Below are 19,442 nucleotides of genomic sequence, written 5' to 3'. Positions count from 1 at the left end.
ATCTCTTTTTGCTTTTTTGATGAATAGTCTCTCAATTTAATTGACAATAAACATAACATTTGATACAATCTTATTGAGAATTATTTTCAATAATTGGAGGTGTGTTTATGACTTTGGATCAAGTACCAGAATGCACTAAAGTGAAAATTTTATCAATTATGGATTCAAATATCAGAAACAGAATTTTAGGGTTGGGGATTGTACCGGGGAGTGTAGTTGAAGTTGTACGTACTTCACCGATGGGAGATCCAAGGATGTATAGGGTTTTTAATAAGACAATTTCTTTAAGAAATAGCGAAGCAAACTTAGTTGAAGTGGAATTATTGAATGATTCTATACCATTAATATTTGCTTCTGATGGAGAATATATAGTCGAAAAATTATGTGGTGGAAGAATGTTTAGGGTAAAAGTAGAAAAATTAGGGGTAAGTGTTGGAGTAAAATTGAAAATTTCAAATGGTGAATTATATATTCATGAAAAAAAAGTTGTTATTGGGAGTGGAATGAAAAGAAAAATAATTTTGAGGAGGGGCTAAGATGGTAATTTCCGCAGCATTGGTTGGAAATCCAAATGTTGGAAAAACTAGTATATTTAATAGGCTTGTTGGAGCAAGGCAATATGTGGCTAATTGGCCTGGGGTTACTGTAACTAAAATTGAAGGTGCAACGGAATGGAAAGGAAATACCCTTCATTTTATTGATTTACCTGGGACCTATTCTTTGACGTCAAAGACGATTGATGAAAAAGTAACAAGAGATTATTTATTTTTTACCCCACCTAACGTATCTCTTTTAATTGCAGATTCACTAAATCCTGAACAAAGTTTTTATCTTTTAATCGAATTGTTGGAAATAACAAATAGTGTTATTTTGGTAATGAATTCAATTGATGAGATAAGAAATAGAGGAGTTAAAATAGATAAATTTGAACTTGAAAAACACTTTGGGGTGCCTGTGGTTTTTACTTCTGCAAAAACTGGCGAAGGAATTGATGAATTAAAAGATAAGATAATCGAGGTGGCAAATGGCAAACACTCAAAAAAAGTGTTATTTGATTATGGAAGTAGAATTGAAAATTATATAAACAAAGTAATAAAACAGATTCCGGACAACGTATTTACAAATAAACGATATGCAGCGTTAAAATTTTTGGAAAAAGATGAATTTTTTTATGAAAAATTAAAATCCCATGTAAATATTGAATGTGATGAAGATTTTTCATCTGAAATTTCAAAAACAAGATATGAACATGTGGTGTATATCATAAAAGAGGCATATTCAGGGAATAATTTAAGTTATGTGAAAAATATTAATGACAGAATTGACCATATTTTGACTCACAAGATTTTTGGAATACCAATATTAATATTTGTTTTCTATCTTGTGTTTAAATTTACGTTTGAAGTTATGCAACCTCTATCTGATTTATTAGATGTAGCTTTTTCAAATTTATCCGAATATGTAAAATCATTTGGTAACAACGCATTTATTTCGTTAATTGCAGATGGAGTAATTGGTGGGGTTGGTGGAATTTTAGTTTTTGTTCCAAATATTTTTGGTTTATTTTTAGCTTTAGGGATTTTGGAAGAATCTGGATATTTACCTAGAGCTGCTTTTGTTTTAGATAGGCTAATGTACAAGTTAAAATTATCTGGTAGAGCATTTATGTCCTTAATATTGGGATTTGGATGTAATGTTCCTTCAATAATGACAGCAAGAGGTTTACCAGATGAAAAAGAAAGAATTGGTACCATATTATCATCCCCTTTTATAAGTTGTAGTGCAAGGCTTCCAGTGTATATAATGATAATTGGAATTTTTTTCAAAGGGTATAAATCTGAAGTTCTTTTTAGCATTTATCTTATTAGTATACTTTTAACCGCTTTTTCAGCTTACTTTATCAACAAAATCTTCTTCAAAGGAGAAAATGTACCATTAGTTATGGAATTACCAAGATATAGAGTACCTACTTTTAGAAATATTTTCATTTATACTTGGAATAAAGGAAGCCATTTTTTGAAAAAAGCTGGGACTATAATACTAGTTACAAGTATCGCAGTATGGGGGTTAACGTATTTTCCAAATCATGGAAATATAGATACAAGTTTTGCATCTTATATTGGTAAAGGTTTAGAAATAATATTGAAACCCTTGGGATTTGATTGGAAAATAAGTACAGCTTTGTTTTTTGGTGGGGTTGCAAAAGAAGTTATTGTTTCTACAATTTCAATGTTATATGGATTTGCCCAAGGAGATATCTCAAGTGCAAAAATGTTACTTTCTCAATCTTTATCGCCTTTAAGTGCATATGCATTTCTTGTATTTGTTTTGTTGTATATTCCATGTTTTGCAACACTTGCTACTATTAAATCAGAAACTGGTAGTTGGAAATGGGTTGTTTTTTCAGTAGTTTATAGTTTTAGCTTAGCATATTTATTTTCATATATTGTTATATTTGTTGGAAAAGCCTTTATTTTTTAGCTTGATTTTATTTTTTACGTTTTTTTGTCCAAATATTACTTTTTTGAACCTTGAATAACTTATTTTATGTGTTAGAATAGTATTGGTTAAATATATAATAGGGAGGGGATTATATGAAAAGATATACAAAAACTCATGAATGGGTTGATGAAAATGGATATGTTGGAATCACTGAGCATGCTCAAGAAAAGCTTGGTGATATAGTCTATGTTGATCTTCCAGAAGTTGGAGTCGAACTAAAAAAAGGGGATATTTTACTTTCAATTGAAAGTGTTAAAGCAGCATCAGATATTTATGTACCGGTAAGTGGGAAAATTGTCGAAGTTAATGAAGAGTTGGATTCTCAACCAGAGTTAATAAATGAAGATGCTGAAGGAAAAGGATGGATTATTAAAATTGAATTTTCGAACAAAGAAGAATTTGATGAATTGATGAGTGAAGAAGAATATAAAGAATTTTTGGAAAATGAGGGTGAAAGTTAATGTTGGGAGTTACTGCTTACTCTGTTTTAATGTGTATTGTTAATATCTTGCTTGGAATATTATTAACTCTTGGAATTATTCAGCAAGGTAAATCAGTTTTTGGTATTTCTACAGTTATGGCGTGGTTATTTTTTGTAATTTCATTGTTGTTTTTTCTAACAGGTGGGTTTGTGGAATTCTTTACAAAGTTGGGTTTGTCTATATCACCTATTGCATATTTAGTAATAGCTATTTATTCAATGTTTGAAATGAAAGATTTGGCAAGTTTGAATATTCGTTCTGCTATGAGAAAAGGAATTTTATTTTCAATAATACTAATAGCATTTTTGGTTATTGATGCGTTGTGGGTTAAGAATGCTGTTTATATTTCTTCATTTTCAATTGGATGGTCATATGTTGTAACTTTAATTTTTGGTATTAAAAACAGAAATTTAGAATAGAAAATGATTTTTCAGATAAATAGTGGGGGAATCCCCACTATTTTTGTATTGGGAGTGGTTTTATGTTAGAAAAAAGTGTTATTGAAGATATTCCTGAAAAACCTGGAGTCTATATTTTCAAAAAATCCAATGAATATGTCTACATTGGAAAATCAAAAAATTTAAAAAAAAGGTTAAGTTCGCATTTTTTATTTAAAGAAGAAAAAAGTAAATTGATTATTGAAGAATCCGACAAATTAGAAACTATAATTGTAAAAAATGAAAAGGAATCATTATTATTAGAAGCTACTTTGATTTACAAATATAAGCCCAAATATAATGTAATGTTGAAAGAAAGTGAATCATATGTATATATAAGAATTTCTGATGATGAATTTCCGTATGTTGAAATTACTAGGAATAGAAAAAAAGGTGGAAAGTATTTTGGACCATACACCAACATAGGCTTTGTGAGACTTTTTTTGGAAGTTTTACAAAAAGTGTTAAATTTTAGAAATTGTAAGAAAAGCTTAGAAAAAATAAAAAAACCATGTTTAAATTATTATCTAAAAACTTGTATTGCTCCATGTTTAAAAGAAAAAGAAAACAAAAATCTTTATATTAAGATTATAGAAAAGTTGGAGAATGTGTTAAATGGTAATTATGATTATGTTAGAAATTTTGTTGAAAATAAGATGTTATATCATTCTAAAATGCTTGATTTTGAAAATGCGGCAAAATATAGAGATTTATTATTTTCATTTGACAGTCTTATGAAATCACAAGGAGTAATTTTAAATGATAATAGAAATGTAGATTATATAGCATTCAGGGATAATATGTTTACAATTTTAAAGGTAAGAAGTGGAATTTTGGTATCAAAACTATTCTATGAGTCAGCATTAACCTTTGAGGAATTTCTTTTTCAATTTTATTATGGATTAAAAAGTGACCTTCCTGAAAAAATAGTTTTTAACCAAAAGATAAAACTAGATTTTACAGTTCCTATAACTTTACCAAAAGATGAAAAGGATATATATATTTACGAAATTGCCTTAGAAAATTTAAATGAACATGTTAAAACAATTAAATTTAATAAAAGAGTGCTCTTAAAAATGAAAGAGATTCTAAATTTGAAGAAAATTCCTTTAAGAATTGAGGGTACTGATATTTCCCATAGAAATGGAAAATATACTGTGGCATCATTAGTGGTATTTGAAAACGGCTATCCAAAAAAAGAAGAGTATAGAAGGTATAAACTTGGAAATATATTAGATGATTATGAGAGTATTAGAATGTTTATTAGAAAAAGATATTCAAAGCATAAATTACCAGATTTACTTTTTATTGATGGAGGAAAAGGGCAAGTTAATGCTGCAATTCAAGAACTAGAAAAGATGAGTTTAGATGTGGATGTTGTGGGTATTGCAAAGGAAGAAGAACTAATTGTGGTAAGAGGTGGAGTTATAAAGCTTGAGCATACAGATGATGTGTTAAGGACATTAATTTTTATAAGGGATGAAACCCACAGAGTTGCTAATACATTTAGTGGACATTTAAAATTAAAAAGTTATAAAGTAAGTAAATTAGATGATATATCTGGCATAGGTTCAAAAAGAAAAAAGCAATTGCTCATGAAGTTTAAAACGTTGGAAAATATTAAAAATGCACCATTATATGAATTAGAAAAAATTGTTGGTAAAAAATTAGCAATGCGGATTAAGGAAGAATTGTGATTATATAAACAAAATTAAAAGTTTTGCATTAATATTAAGATTTATTCAGACTTGAAACATTTTTTACTACTGATATAATTAAAGTGAGAATAACATTAAATGCATATAGGAGGTGTTACAGTTGACGGCGTATATTATTCGGAGGCTTTTGTTGTTACCATTGATTATTTTTGGTGTAACATTGGTTATTTTTAGTTTTACCGAAATTTTAGGTCCAGAGAAAATGTTGTCAGCATATGTAAATCCTAATATGTTCGATAAGTTGTCAAATGAAGAACTGGACAAATTGATTGAACAGTATGGATTGAATGATCCAATGTGGACGAGGTATTTTAAATGGATCAGTGGTGTTTTAAAAGGAGATCTTGGTTGGTCGGTTACAGCAAAGGAACCAGTTGCAAAAGCCATTAAAGACAGAATACCTTATACTATTGAACTTGCTATTTACGCATTTATACCAGTAGTAGTTGTAGGTATTTGGTTAGGAGTTACTGCTGCTGTTAACAGAGATAAATTTATAGATCATTTTATTAGGATTTTCGCAATAATAGGGTGGTCATTACCAGATTTTGTGTTTGGATTAATTGTGTTAATGATATTTTATTCAGTATTAGGATGGTTTCCACCTGGTACTTTAAGTGGATGGGCAGAACAAGTGGTTAAATCAGGAGAATTTCATAGATTTACTAAAATATTGACAATTGATGCTCTTTTAAATGGTAGATTAGACATTTTTTGGGATGCGCTTAGACATTTAATAGGTCCCATTTTGACAATTTCATGGTTGTGGTGGGCATATCTTTTAAGAATAACAAGGTCAAGCATGTTGGAAGTATTGGGGAAAGAGTATGTTAGGACTGCAAGAGCCAAAGGTGTTCCAGAAAAGGATGTTATTCATAAACATGCCAAGAAAAATGCAATGATTCCTGTGGTAACAGTTGCAGGTGCTATGGTTATTGGTTTGTTAGCCGGTACAGTTATTGTTGAGGTTATATTCAATAGAATTGGTATGGGGAGATTTACTGCACAGGCTGCAACACAACTTGATTATGCAGCAATATTGGGGAGTACACTCTTTTATTCTACGTTGCTTGTTATTGGTAATCTTATAATTGATATACTATATGCTATTCTTGATCCAAGGATTAGACTCGGTTAAGGAGGTGTTTTTGAGTGAATACAGAATTTAAAAGAACTTTAAGAAAATTATTTAGAAATCCATCTGCAGTATTAGGCTTCTCATTATTACTTTTTTTTACATTTGTGGCAATCTTTGCACCATTTCTTGCACCACCTGTGAATCCAATGTTTCCAGATGAAAATGGAAATCCTTCTAAATTAGAGGACCCATATATTATGCCAATTCTTTCATGGAGCTCTGATCCAGTACAACCAAGTAAGGATCATCCATTTGGAATGATTGCGGGAAGAGATATTTATTACGGTGTTGTTTGGGGAACTAGAACAGCATTTAAAATTGGTTTAACCGTAGTTATTTTGTCTACAATAATAGGTTTAATAATAGGTTCAATTGCAGGGTATTTTGGTGGATGGATTGATGAAGTTTTAATGAGAATTACTGATGTTTTTCTTTCAATTCCGTTTCTACTTGCTGCCATGGTATTAACCACTATTTTGGGGAGTGGACTTGATAAGGTGATGATAGCTATGACTGTTTTTGGTTGGATGGCTGTTGCAAGGCTTATTAGAGCTAACATTTTACAGGTTAAAGAGGAACAATTTGTACTTGCTGCTAAAGCACTTGGTATAAAAGATTATGTTATTATTTTAAGACATGTACTACCGAATACAATTTTTCCTGTGTTAGTTCAGGCAACAATGAGACTTGGGTCACTTGTTATTACTGCTGCTGCCTTGTCATTTTTAGGATTAGGTGCACCTATTGGTTATGCTGATTGGGGTTCGATGTTAAATTATACAAGAAATTATATTTTAGGTTCTAGTGGACAGGCTTTTGCGTATTGGTATACTATTTTTTATCCAGGTATGGCAATGGTATTGTTTGTGCTTGCGTGGAATTTGGTGGGTGATGCCCTTAGAGATGTATTTGATCCGAAATTGAAATAAAGGAGTGGTAAAGTTGGAAAAGAAACCATTATTGCAAGTAAAAAATCTTAAAACATATTTTCATACAGAAGATGGGATTGTAAAGGCTGTTGATGGTGTGGATTTTGAAGTGTATCCTGGTGAAACGCTTGGAATTGTTGGTGAATCGGGTAGTGGAAAAAGTGTTACATCTCTTTCAATATTAAGATTACTTGATCCAAACGGAGAGATTTTAGAAGGTAGTGAAATTATTTTTGAAGGTAAAAATCTTTTGGAACTTTCTGATGATGAAATGAGAAAAATAAGAGGAAATGATATTGCGATGATTTTTCAGGAACCAATGGTGGCTTTAAATCCGGTTTTCACAATTGGCGAACAAATTATGGAAGCAATTTTACTTCATCAAGATGTTAATAAAAAAGAAGCAAGAGAAATGGCAATTGACATGCTTAGGAAAGTTGGAATTCCTGAACCAGAAAAAAGGATTGATGAATATCCACATGAACTTTCGGGTGGTATGAGGCAACGTGCAATGATTGCAATGGCTCTGTCGTGTAGACCGAAATTGTTAATCGCAGATGAGCCTACTACTGCTTTAGATGTAACTATACAGGCTCAAATTCTAGATTTAATGAAACAACTACAAAAAGAATATGGTATGGCAATTATATTTATTACACATGATGTAGGGGTAATAGCAGAAAATGCGGATAGAGTTGTGGTTATGTATGGTGGTATGGTTATGGAAACAGCTGATGTAAAGGAAGTTTTTAAGAAAATGAGACATCCGTACACGTGGGGATTGTTAAATTCTATACCAAGATTGGATATTGATCAGGATAGATTGTACAATATTCCAGGTATTGTACCTGATCCGTTACATTTTTCACCGGGATGTAGGTTTAATACAAGATGTGAATTTTCAGATGAAAGATGTAGAAAAGAAATTCCTCCATTACAAAAGGTTGGGGAAGATCATTATTCAAGATGTTTTTATTATCATAAAATTGAAGAAGCACAGAAACTAAAAAAGGCTGGTGAAAGTGCATGAGCGAAAAAAAGGTATTACTTAGAATAGAAAATCTTGTAAAATACTTTCCAATTAGAGCAGGAGTTTTCAAAAGAGTTGTTGCATGGGTTAAAGCAGTCGATGATATAACTTTTGATGTCTATGAAGGTGAGACAGTAGGATTAGTTGGTGAGTCTGGATGTGGAAAGACTACTGCAGGGATGACGTTATTGCGATTATACGAGCCAACTTCTGGAAGAATAATTGTTGATGGTGAAGATACAACGTATTATTTTATGCCAAGATTTCGCGCAAAAAAGTATCTAAAAACAACTTATGTGGATAAATTTAAAAATATTGACTCACGAGAATTGAACGGTATAGATAAAAAGTATTATGAACTTTATAAAGAATTAGGAGAGAATGGATTTTATAATAAACTTCTTTCAAATCTTTCCGAGAAAAGGTCAGAATTTAGAAGAACTATGCAAATAGTATTTCAAGATCCGTATAGTTCTTTAAATCCAAGAATTAGAGTGAAGACAATTGTATCAGAAGGCCCTGTATTACATGGAGTAATTAAAAAGTCAGAAGTCATAGAAAAAGTTAGAAATGCACTAGAAGAAGTGGGAATTCATGGTGAGCATATGTACAGGTTTCCACACCAATTTTCGGGTGGGCAAAGGCAAAGGATTGGAATAGCAAGGGCCTTATTAATGAATCCAAAGTTAATAGTAGCCGACGAAGCAGTAGCCGCTTTAGATGTTTCAATTAGGTCACAGGTAATTAATTTAATGATAGATTTGCAGAAAAAACATAACCTTACATATATTTTTATTTCACATGACCTTTCTGTTGTGAAGTATATTTCTGATAGAGTAGTTGTTATGTATCTTGGTAAAATAGTTGAGAACGCTTCTAAAAAAGAATTATTTGACAGTCCAATGCACCCTTACACAAAAGCCCTTATGAGTGCAATACCTGTGCCTGATCCTGAATATAAAAAGAATAGAATTATACTGAAAGGAGATGTTCCAAGTCCAGTAAACCCACCAAAGGGGTGCAGATTTCATCCAAGATGTCCCGTTGCAAAAGATATATGCTCCAAAGAAGAACCTGAATTAAGAGAGATTAGTCCGGGGCATTTTGTGGCATGTCATTTCCCGGGTTCATTATAATAAAGATTTATCTATAACGAAAGCTGGCCATTTTGGCCAGCTTTTTTTGTTATGTGAGTATACATTTGTTAGATATGATATGTTTGTTCAACAATATTTCATATCATCCAAAAAAAAGAAAAAAAAACAATTAAATAAAGTTTAAAACGATTATGATAAAAAAAACTTTAAATATCATAATTTTCTTTTTATTTAACTTTTCGTATATAATGCAAAAAAAGGGGGGATAAAATGAAAATTTGTGAAATGGTTCCAGTAGCACTTGGAAAAAAAGTTCCTGACTTATTAATAAAAAACGTAAATTTAGTTAATGTGTATACTGGAAAAATTGAAAATACAAATATTGCATTATACAAAAAGAGAATAGCAGGTATTGGATTTGAATATACAGATGCAAAAAAAATATTTGATGCAAATGGATTATATGCAATTCCAGGCTTGATTGATGCTCATGTACATATTGAAAGTTCTATGCTTTCACCAATTGAATTTGCAAAAATGGTTTTACTAAATGGAACAACAACTGTAATTGCTGATCCACATGAAATTGCAAATGTTTTAGGAGTTGAGGGGATTAATTATATGATTAAGGCTACTGAAGGAATTCCATTAAATGTATATTTTGCAATTCCTTCAGCTGTCCCTGCAACTTCTTTGGAAACTTCAGGAGCAATACTTGGGCCAGAAGATATGGTTAGTTTAATTGAAAAGTATCCATTTCGAATTATTGCATTAGGTGAAGTTATGAACTATCCAGGGGTAATTAATTGTAATAGAGAATTAATTACTAAAATTGAAATTTTGCGTCATAAATACAAAAGAATTGATGGTCATGCTCCTGGATTATCTGGAAAAAATCTTAACGCTTATATTGATGCATTTGTTAGATCCGATCACGAATGCGAAACTGTCAATGAAGCGTTAGAAAAACTCTCAAAAGGAATGCATATTTTTATTAGAGAAGGTACCGCAGCAAGAAATTTAAAATCTCTTTTACCCGCCGTTGATTTGATGAACCACTTCTTTTTTTCATTTTGTACAGATGATAGGGATCCAGAGGATATTAATAAAAGAGGACATATTAATCAGATTGTCAAAGAATCGATTGATAACGGTATTCCACCAGTTATAGCAATAAGAATGGCGACAATTAATACCGCAAAATATTTTAATCTAAGAAGTATGGGTGCTATTTCACCTGGGTACAAAGCTGATATTGTTTTGATTGATGATTTAGAAAGTTTTAACATTAAATTTGTAATAAAAGATTCAAGATTTGTGGTGAAGAACAATAAACTAAATTTAACAATTGAAAGTATTTTTAAGGATGTACCAGAAACTTTAGGAGTTATAAACATAAGAAAAGACTATAATTTAAAAATCAAAAATCAAAATAAAAAGATTAGGGTAATTTCTATTAAAGACTATTCTCTTTTTACTGAGGAAATAATTATTTCGCCTAAGGTATCTAAAAATGAGATAATTTCAGATGTTGAAAATGATATTGTAAAAATGGTTGTCTTTGATAGGCACAAAGCCTCGGGATATACAATAGGTTTTGTTAAAGGTACGGGAATAAAGAAAGGAGCTATTGCAACTACAATTGGTCATGATTCACATAATTTAGCAGTTGTTGGCGAAAATGATAATGATATGAATAAAGCAATAAGACGAATTCAAGAAATTAATGGGGGAATAGTTGTTGTAAAAGGCGGTAAAGTAATTTCCGAATTATCATTACCTATCGCCGGTCTTATGTCGGATAGAGATTATACATATGTAATTAACAATTTAAAACAAATAAAAACTGCAATCGAATCTCTGGGGCCAAGAAAAGATGTTTTAATGAATATTCATTTCTTACAATTAGCTGTAATTCCAAAATTAAAGATAACTGACAAAGGATTAATTGATGTTGAAAAGCAAAAAATTGTGGATTTATTTGTGGAGGTGTAATATATGAATATAATTGGAAAAAAAGTAATAAGAATTGATGCAAAAGAAAAAGCTTACGGTATTTCTAAATATGCTTCTGATTATTACTTTCCGAACATGCTCTATACAGAGGTTGTTTATGCAGATGTTCCACATGGAATACTTGAACATATAGATATAAGTGAAGCAGAAAAATTACCTGGTGTTATTAAGATTGCCACTTATAAAGATGTACCTGGCACAAATAAATTTGGTCATGTAATTGATGATATGTTTTTTTTAGTTCCTGAAGGTGAAAAAGTAAGATTTGAAGGAGATGTTCTTGCTATAATTGCGGCAGAAACTCCAGAAATTGCAAAAAAAGCAAAAGAATTGGTAAAGTTTAAAATAAAAGAGCTACCAGGCGTTTTTACTATAGACGATGCAATAAAAAATGAAGTTTTGGTGCATGAGAATAATGTGGCATTTACAAGAAAAATTAGAAGAGGGAATGTTGAAAATGCGTTTAAAAATGCAGATTTAATAATCAAAGAAACCTTTGAAACGGGATATCAAGAACATGCTTATCTTGAAACACAAGGTGTTGTTGCAAATTATTCTGATAAATTAGAACTCTATGTATCTGCACAATGCCCATTTTATGTACAAAAAGATGTATCAAAAATATTAGGAATAGATTTAAAGGATATTAATGTTATCCAAACTGAAACGGGTGGAGGATTTGGCGGAAAAGAAGATGTGCCATCTTATATTGCCTCAAAGGCTGCTTTGTTATCTTTTTTAACTAAAAGGCCTGTTAAGTTAATTTACACACGTGAGATGGATATTAAAGAAACTAGTAAAAGGCATCCTAGCAAATCATTTTATGAGGTGTCATTTAATAAAGAAGGAAAAATTCTTGGTGTTAAAGCAAAAATTTATCTTGATATGGGGGCATATTCCACATTATCTCCAATAGTTATGTACAGAACAATGGTTCATGCATGTGGAGCATACAGTGTTGATAACGTAAAAGTCGATGTCTATGGAGTTTACACAAATAAAGTTCCATGCGGTGCTTTCCGAGGATTTGGTTCTCCACAAGTTTTGATGGCAATGGAATCAATGATGGACATAGCTGCTAAAAAACTTAATATTGATCCATTCGATATCAGAATGAAAAATGCACTTGAAAAGAATAAACAAACTGCCACAGGACATTTACTTACTGAATCTGTGGGGGCCAAAGAAACTTTAAAAAAGGTATATGAAGCTTCAAACTACGAACAATTAAAGGAAAGTGTTAAAAAATTTAACGAAAGCAATTTGTTAAAAAAACAAGGTCTAGGCTGGGCTCACATATTCTATGGGGTGAGCTTAGGAGCTGGTGGACAATTTTTAGATGGAGCTACAGCAATGGTTAATGTTCAATCTGATGGAACAATTGCCATTATGATAGGCAATACTGAAATGGGACAAGGTGCCAAAACAACAATTTCAATAATTGTTTCAGAAATTTTAGGTCAAGATTTATCAAAAATTAGGGTATTACAGCCTCAAACATTATTTATCCAGGATAGTGGGCCAACAGTTGCATCAAGAACTACTTTTTTCAGTGGTAATGCTGTAAAAATTGCTACCGAAAAAATTAAGAACAACATGTTAAACTTCTTGGGAGAATACTTCAACGTAAAAAAAGATGAAATAAAATTCAAAGATGGCTTTGTTTACGTGAATGATAAAAAATTTTCTTTTAATGAGATTGCTATGCTCTGTAATAATAATAACGTAAAGTTATCTGAAACGGGATGGTACAAAACTCCAAAACTTGATTTTAATCACGAAAATGGTGTTGGTGAAGCATATGTTACTTATTCGTATGCTACGCAATTATCATTAGTAGAAGTCGATATTTTAACTGGCAAAATAGAATTAAAAAAGGTTTGGGTATGCCATGATATAGGAAAAGTTATAAATTTGGATGGAGCAATTGGACAGGTACATGGTGGAGTTATTCAAGGAATGGGGTATGTTCTTTTTGAAGATTTAAAGTACAAAGATGGAAAAATCACAACTAAAAATTTCAACAACTATTTAATTCCCACAATTAAAGATATTCCTATTGAATTTTATGTTGACTTTGTAGAGGATAGTTTTTCAGAAGGTCCATTTGGTGCCAAAGGATTGGGTGAACCATCACTAATGAGTGCCCCACCTTCTATTTTAAACGCTATATCAGCTGCTATAGGGAAGCAGTTAAATAAAATTCCTGTATCTATTGAAGAAATTATAAAAAAGGAGTGATAGTTATGAAAAAAGTTCCTGTGATTGGACCTACATTTTCTGAAATGCTTAACCCAGAAAAACTTGATTCAAAGATTAGAAAAAGAGCACTTGAAATGAAAAAGAAAGATCCATTGCATCCTATTAATTTATTTAATATCACATGGAAGAACGAAAATAACGAGTACTACTATTTTATTCTTCCAAGTGAATTAACAGGTGTAAAACCAAATATTATAGTGCTTTATGCAAAGGAATTTCCATCTGGAAGTCATAAAGTTGGTGCAACATATTCAATTTTAGCAGAGAAAACTGTAAGTGGAGAAGTAGATCCATTTAAACATACTTTAGTATGGCCTTCTACTGGAAATTACGGTATAGGCGGTGCTTGGGTATCATCACGAATGAATTATAAATCAATTGTATTATTACCAGAACTTATGAGTAAGGAAAGATTTGAAATTATCAGAGCATATGGTGCTGAGGTTATTGCAACTCCTGGATGTGAATCAAATGTCAAAGAAATTTATGATAAAGCAAAGGAGTTATATAACAAAGATCCTGAAAAAATAAGGATTTTAAATCAATTTGAGGAATTTGGAAACTATAGATTTCACTACTATGTAACAGGAAATTCAATGATTGATCTTGTAAAAAAGAGAAATATAGGTAATGGAAAAATTTCTGCTGTTGTTCTTGGCGTCGGTTCTGCAGGAACAATTGCTTCTGGAGATAGAGTAAAACAAGAATTTCCAAATGCAAAAGTTGTAGCAGTAGAACCTTTACAATGTCCTACGATTTCACTTAATGGATACGGAGGACATGACATTCAAGGTATTGGCGATAAGCACGTAACTTGGATACATAACGTTTTAAATAATGATGCCGTAGTACTAGTTGATGACATGGACTCGAAAAAAATGCTACATGTTTTTAGTGATCCAGTTGGAAAAGAATTTTTGAAAAGTTTTGTAAATAAAGATTTAATTGAATTTATTTCGGATAAATTTGGAATTTCTGGTGTTGCAAATCTGATTGGAGCAATAAAAGTTGCAAAACACTATAAATTCGGTGCTGATGATAATATCTTTATAGTTGCTACCGATTCAATTGAAAGATATAGGTCCGTTATGAAAGATTTAGAAGAAAAATTTGGAAAGTTAACTTTAAATGAAGCAAAAAATAGATACGAAAGAATAATTTCATATCAGGAACCTTCTTGGATTTTTGAGGGCACTATGTATAACAAAGAAAGATGGCATAATTTAAAATATTATACTTGGGTAGAACAACAGGGGAAAACTGTTGAAGAATTAAACGCACAAAGAGATTATAACTATTGGAAAAAGGAACAAGAAAAAGTTGAAGAAATCGATGAATTAATTGTTGAGTATAGAGGAAAACACAAAAATGAGTTAGAAAAGATTTATTTTGAAGATTGAGGTGAATTACATGAAAAAATTGTTTAAGAACATTTCCTATATATACACATTTGATGAAAAAATAGGAAACTTAAAGAATGGATACATTTTGGTAGAAAATAACAGGATCATAGATATTGGTAAAAATCACGAGGGAATTGAAGCTGACGAAGTCTATGATTTAAATGGATATATGGTTATTCCAGGATTTATAAATACACATCATCACATGTTTCAAACCTTAACAAGGGGACTTGCTGAAAATAGTAAACTGTTTGATTGGCTTGTTTATTTATATGAGATTTGGAAGTTTATAGACGAAGAAGCAATATATATAAGTACAATGATCGCAACTTATGAAATGATTAAAACGGGTGTTACAACGACTACCGATCATCTTTATTTGTATCCATTCGGGAACAATAAATTGTTTGATGCTGAAATTGAAGCTGCCAAAAATATTGGAATTAGATTTTATCCAACTAGAGGTAGTATGTCTTTGAGCAAAAAAGATGGAGGGTTACCACCTGATACTGTGGTACAAAAAGATGACGAAATATTAATCGAATCTGAAAGAGTTATCAAACAATACCACGACGCATCAAAGTACTCAATGTTAAGAATAGCCTTGGCTCCATGTTCACCATTTTCAGTTACTAAAACTCTTATGATTGAAACTTTAAAGTTATCAGAAAAATATAACGTGCTTCTCCACACACATCTTGCCGAAACTTACGATGAAGAAATGTATTGTATTGAAAAATTTGGTAAGCGACCAGTAGATTATATGGAAGAATTAGGATGGTTGAACGATAAAGTGTGGTTTGCACATTTAGTTTATTTAAACGAAAAAGATGTAGAAAAATTGTCCAGTAATAATGTGGGAATGGCCCATTGTCCATCATCAAATATGCGGTTGGGGTCTGGAATATCCCCAGTTACAGAAATGAAGAAAAAATTAAAAATAGGTATAGCAGTTGACGGAAGTGCTAGCAATGACACAAATAACATGTTGCTAGAATTGAGAAATGCACTTTTATTACAAAGAGTAAAGTATGGGGCTAAAGCTGTAACGATCGAAGAAATTTTGAAGATGGGTACTTTGGGTGGTGCAAAAGTTTTACACGTAGATGATTATCTTGGTACATTAGCAAAAGACAAAGCAGCAGATTTTATTGGTTTTAAACTTGATAAAGTTGAATTTGCGGGAGCACTTCACAATCCTATTAATGCAATATTACTCTGCGATGCAAAACAAGTCGATTTATCCGTTATTAACGGGGAGATTAAGATATTTAATAGCGAGTTTGTAAATTTTGAAATAAGTAAATATATTGAAAAACATAACATTATTTCTAAAAAGATCCTTGAAAAATCATTAAAAGGTTAAATGAAATATTATCGTAATAATTATGTATACTATTGTTTTTATATTTTAAAATTATCCAAATTACCATGACTAAGTGCTTAAATGCACTTAGTCTTTTTTTCTTTTAATTTTGAATTTAAAAATACATATGTTATTCTTTACAATGTGTAAGTATAGCGGAGCGGAGAGATAGTATGAGAAAATACAATGATAAGCATATTCCGGTTTTGCCACAAGAAGTTATAAGTTACCTTATATGGAACGATAATGGAATATACGTGGATTGTACAGTTGGAGAAGGTGGACATACTGCTTTAATTGCCAATAAGTGTCCAAATTCTCGTGTTATTGGTTTTGATGTTGATTTCGAAGTTTTGGAACTTGCAAGGCAAAGACTTGAAGGGTTTGGTAATGTCACCCTCATAAAAGCCTCCTATGTTGACCTTCCATTGATATTGAAAACTATGGGAATTGAAAGAGTTTCAGGTATTCTTGCAGATTTAGGTATCTCAACATATCAGTTAAAGGCTAAAGATAGGGGATTCACTTTTAATAGAGATGAACCTTTAGATATGCGAATGGATTTGGAACAAACCACAAGTGCCCACGATATTGTTAATTCATACTCAGAGAAAAAACTTGCAGATATTATTTTTAGATATGGCGAAGAAAGATTCTCGAGGCGTATTGCAAAATCAATTGTAAATAACAGACCGATAAACACAACTAGAGAATTAGTTGAAGTAATCCGAAAGGCTTTACCACCAGCTGAACTTAGAAAAAGAAGGAGACATTTTGCAACAAAAACTTTTCAAGCAATAAGAATAGAAGTAAATAAAGAATTAAAAAATATAGAACAATTGTTAAAGAATGCTGAAGAGCTTTTAGAGATAGGAGGGAGATTGGCTATAATATCATTTCATTCACTGGAAGATAGGATAGTTAAGCACTTTATTAAAAACTCGAAATTTCTTAAACAAATAGCAGGACCAATCAAGCCTAGTGAAGATGAAATAAAAAGTAATCCTAGAGCAAGGAGTGCAAAATTGAGAGTAGCGGAGCGTATTTAAGGGGGGAACATTATGGCTGTTAGTGTACAAGCGAAGCGAAGTAAAGAAGTTAGTATTAGATTATCTAAATTTTTTAAATTTGTTTTTTTTGTTACAATTCCTGTTATTTTGGTAATTCTATCTTTTGCCATTTCTCTCCATTATTCAAGATTGAATTTGGAAATTCAAATTCAGAAAGAGGCGTTTAAAAGGGAAACTTTAGAATTAAATAGGAAAATAATCAATATAAACAAAAACATAGAAGCATTAATGGTTGGATCTGAAACCTTGAAATGAAAAACTCTAGAGTAATTTTTATATACATAGTTCTAACTGTAATAATTTTCATAGAGATGCTCAGCTTATTTAAAATTAACAATACTAATAGTGAAGAAGTTTTAGAATTAAGTATTCCTTCATTAAGAGGGAAGATTTTTGATTGTAATGAAAACCTCCTTTCAACGAGCATTCCATATTATGTAGCATACTTTGACACCCGTTTTTTTAAAAGATTTTATAATCCTTCATTGGATTTTGATTTAAAACTTTTAGAAAGTCGATTTGGTGTAAAAATAGATTTTAACAAAGAATTTAATAAAATTGGTGAAGCATATGACATCGATGATATTAAAAGAAAAATTCCAAGCAACTTGAGAAAGTTTGTTAATATATCAATTAGTTCTAAGAGAATTTCGCTTTTAAACTATGGTATGGACATGATAATTGGAAAGGTAAGTTCTTCTAATGGAATTAGCGGAATTGAAAAAGTATATAATTCTTATCTAAAAGGAAAGAAAAATGGAAAAATTATATTCAAATTTTCTGGTCAGTTTAATAAAAATGGAACTATAACCCAATATATACCTCCTAAAAATGGAAATAATTTAAAATTAACAATAGATTCTCTTTTACAAAAAAATATTTACAAGCTAGCAACTAAAGCTAAAAAAAAATATAATGCTGAAAGCGTAGGAATAATTTTAATGGAAACAAAAACTGGTAGAATAAAATCACTAGTAACTACAAATTCCTGGCCAGATTACACAATGGGATATATTGAACCAGGATCAGCAATTAAGCCAATATTTTATGCAGCAGCTTTAGATTTAGGAGTTATATCAAAAGATTCAACATTCCTATGCAATGGTTATATTTATCCTGAAAAAAATTTAAGTATAAAAATTACAGACATACACCCACATGGACTAATAAATTTGAAAAAAGCAATATCTGAATCGTGCAATATCGCTGCGGTAAAAACTTCTGATAAATTAGTAAGTGAATTTGGAAAAGAAACTTTATATAAAATTTTTAAAACATTTAATTTTGGAGATTTAACAAATATAGAACTTCCAGGAGAAATTAAAGGAATCCTAAAAAATCCTAAAAACTGGTCGAAAGTAGATTGGGCTTATTTACCTATTGGTTATTCTATAGGTGTAACTCCAATTCAGTTAATTACGGCTTTTAACAGTATTTTGAATGATGGTATATACATATCGCCAACTATCGTACTTGATTCATATCAGAAAAGATATAGAGTAATAACTTCAAAAACTGCAAAATTAGTTAAAGAATTTCTAAGAGATGTTATAGAAAATGGTACGGGAAAATTAGCAAAAGTACCTGGAATTGATATACTAGGAAAAACTGGTACCAGTCAAATAAAGCCGGGAAATAAGGAATATATGATGACTTTTTTAGGAGGATTTTCGATTAAAGATAATTTATATACGGGAATGGTTTGGGTTAGAAATCCCAAAGGTTATGGGTTATCAAGTCAAGTTGCTGCTCCACTTTTTTCCGAACTTATAAAAGTTGTAAAAGATTATTACACCAAAAATGAGAATTATATCTTTGTAACTCCTGGCATTGTACCAAATGTAAAAGGATGGAATTTAAGGCAAATATTGGTATTAGAAAAATTCTTTAAAATAAAATTTGTTGGAAAAGGAATCTATGTTTATAAACAAATTCCTGAAGCTGGAAGCTTATCCAACGAGATAACAGTTTATCTAAAATAAATTAATTGGT

16 protein-coding genes are annotated in these 19,442 nt (G+C 30.9%); all 16 read left to right on the top strand.

Features of this window, described 5'->3' with window-relative positions; genetic code table 11:
* Window positions 1-107 precede the first annotated feature (107 nt).
* A complete protein-coding gene (locus tag XO08_RS00140; protein WP_075665069.1) occupies window positions 108-536 on the top strand; it encodes a FeoA family protein in 429 nt (142 codons plus the stop codon).
* Window position 537: 1 nt separating this feature from the next.
* Complete coding sequence (gene feoB, locus XO08_RS00135; RefSeq protein WP_075665068.1) at window positions 538-2,481, top strand: ferrous iron transport protein B; 1,944 nt, start codon at window positions 538-540, stop codon at window positions 2,479-2,481.
* Window positions 2,482-2,594: 113 nt separating this feature from the next.
* Window positions 2,595-2,963, top strand: a complete 369-nt coding sequence (gene gcvH, locus XO08_RS00130; protein WP_075665067.1) for a glycine cleavage system protein GcvH — start codon at window positions 2,595-2,597, stop codon at window positions 2,961-2,963.
* Window positions 2,963-3,403, top strand: a complete 441-nt coding sequence (locus tag XO08_RS00125) for a hypothetical protein (RefSeq protein WP_075665066.1) — start codon at window positions 2,963-2,965, stop codon at window positions 3,401-3,403. Before gcvH ends, XO08_RS00125 begins: the two co-directional genes overlap by 1 nt.
* A gap of 62 nt (window positions 3,404-3,465) precedes the next feature.
* Window positions 3,466-5,118, top strand: coding sequence for an excinuclease ABC subunit UvrC (gene uvrC, locus XO08_RS00120; RefSeq protein WP_075665065.1), 1,653 nt, complete (start codon window positions 3,466-3,468; stop codon window positions 5,116-5,118).
* Between the two features lie 121 nt (window positions 5,119-5,239).
* On the top strand, window positions 5,240-6,277 hold the full coding sequence (locus XO08_RS00115) for an ABC transporter permease (RefSeq protein WP_075665064.1): 1,038 nt from the start codon (window positions 5,240-5,242) through the stop codon (window positions 6,275-6,277).
* A 14-nt stretch (window positions 6,278-6,291) separates the two neighbouring features.
* Window positions 6,292-7,206, top strand: a complete 915-nt coding sequence (locus tag XO08_RS00110) for an ABC transporter permease (protein WP_075665063.1) — start codon at window positions 6,292-6,294, stop codon at window positions 7,204-7,206.
* Between the two features lie 13 nt (window positions 7,207-7,219).
* Entirely contained in the window at window positions 7,220-8,236 is a 1,017-nt protein-coding gene (locus tag XO08_RS00105) for an ABC transporter ATP-binding protein (protein WP_077286914.1), read from the top strand.
* On the top strand, window positions 8,233-9,372 hold the full coding sequence (locus tag XO08_RS00100; protein WP_075665061.1) for an ABC transporter ATP-binding protein: 1,140 nt from the start codon (window positions 8,233-8,235) through the stop codon (window positions 9,370-9,372). Before XO08_RS00105 ends, XO08_RS00100 begins: the two co-directional genes overlap by 4 nt.
* 231 nt (window positions 9,373-9,603) lie before the next feature.
* Window positions 9,604-11,328, top strand: a complete 1,725-nt coding sequence (gene ade, locus XO08_RS00095; RefSeq protein WP_075665060.1) for an adenine deaminase — start codon at window positions 9,604-9,606, stop codon at window positions 11,326-11,328.
* A 3-nt stretch (window positions 11,329-11,331) separates the two neighbouring features.
* Entirely contained in the window at window positions 11,332-13,590 is a 2,259-nt protein-coding gene (locus tag XO08_RS00090) for a xanthine dehydrogenase family protein molybdopterin-binding subunit (protein ID WP_075665059.1), read from the top strand.
* A 5-nt stretch (window positions 13,591-13,595) separates the two neighbouring features.
* A complete protein-coding gene (locus XO08_RS00085) occupies window positions 13,596-15,011 on the top strand; it encodes a PLP-dependent cysteine synthase family protein (protein ID WP_075665058.1) in 1,416 nt (471 codons plus the stop codon).
* A gap of 10 nt (window positions 15,012-15,021) precedes the next feature.
* Window positions 15,022-16,380: an 8-oxoguanine deaminase gene (locus XO08_RS00080; protein WP_075665057.1), complete on the top strand. Its 1,359-nt coding sequence runs from the start codon at window positions 15,022-15,024 to the stop codon at window positions 16,378-16,380.
* Between the two features lie 173 nt (window positions 16,381-16,553).
* Entirely contained in the window at window positions 16,554-17,429 is an 876-nt protein-coding gene (gene rsmH / locus XO08_RS00075) for a 16S rRNA (cytosine(1402)-N(4))-methyltransferase RsmH (protein WP_075665056.1), read from the top strand.
* 12 nt (window positions 17,430-17,441) lie between these two features.
* Window positions 17,442-17,705, top strand: coding sequence for a hypothetical protein (locus tag XO08_RS00070; RefSeq protein ID WP_075665055.1), 264 nt, complete (start codon window positions 17,442-17,444; stop codon window positions 17,703-17,705).
* A complete protein-coding gene (locus XO08_RS00065) occupies window positions 17,702-19,432 on the top strand; it encodes a penicillin-binding transpeptidase domain-containing protein (RefSeq protein WP_232218193.1) in 1,731 nt (576 codons plus the stop codon). The genes XO08_RS00070 and XO08_RS00065 overlap by 4 nt, the downstream gene beginning before the upstream one ends.
* The last annotated feature ends 10 nt before the right edge of the window (window positions 19,433-19,442 follow it).

Origin of the sequence: Thermosipho sp. 1074 (assembly GCF_001999655.1) — a bacterium.
In the GTDB taxonomy this organism is placed as follows: Bacteria; Thermotogota; Thermotogae; order Thermotogales; family Fervidobacteriaceae; genus Thermosipho; species Thermosipho affectus.
Note: the sequence above shows the minus strand (reverse complement) of the source record. Positions and strands in the feature narration are given on the sequence as shown.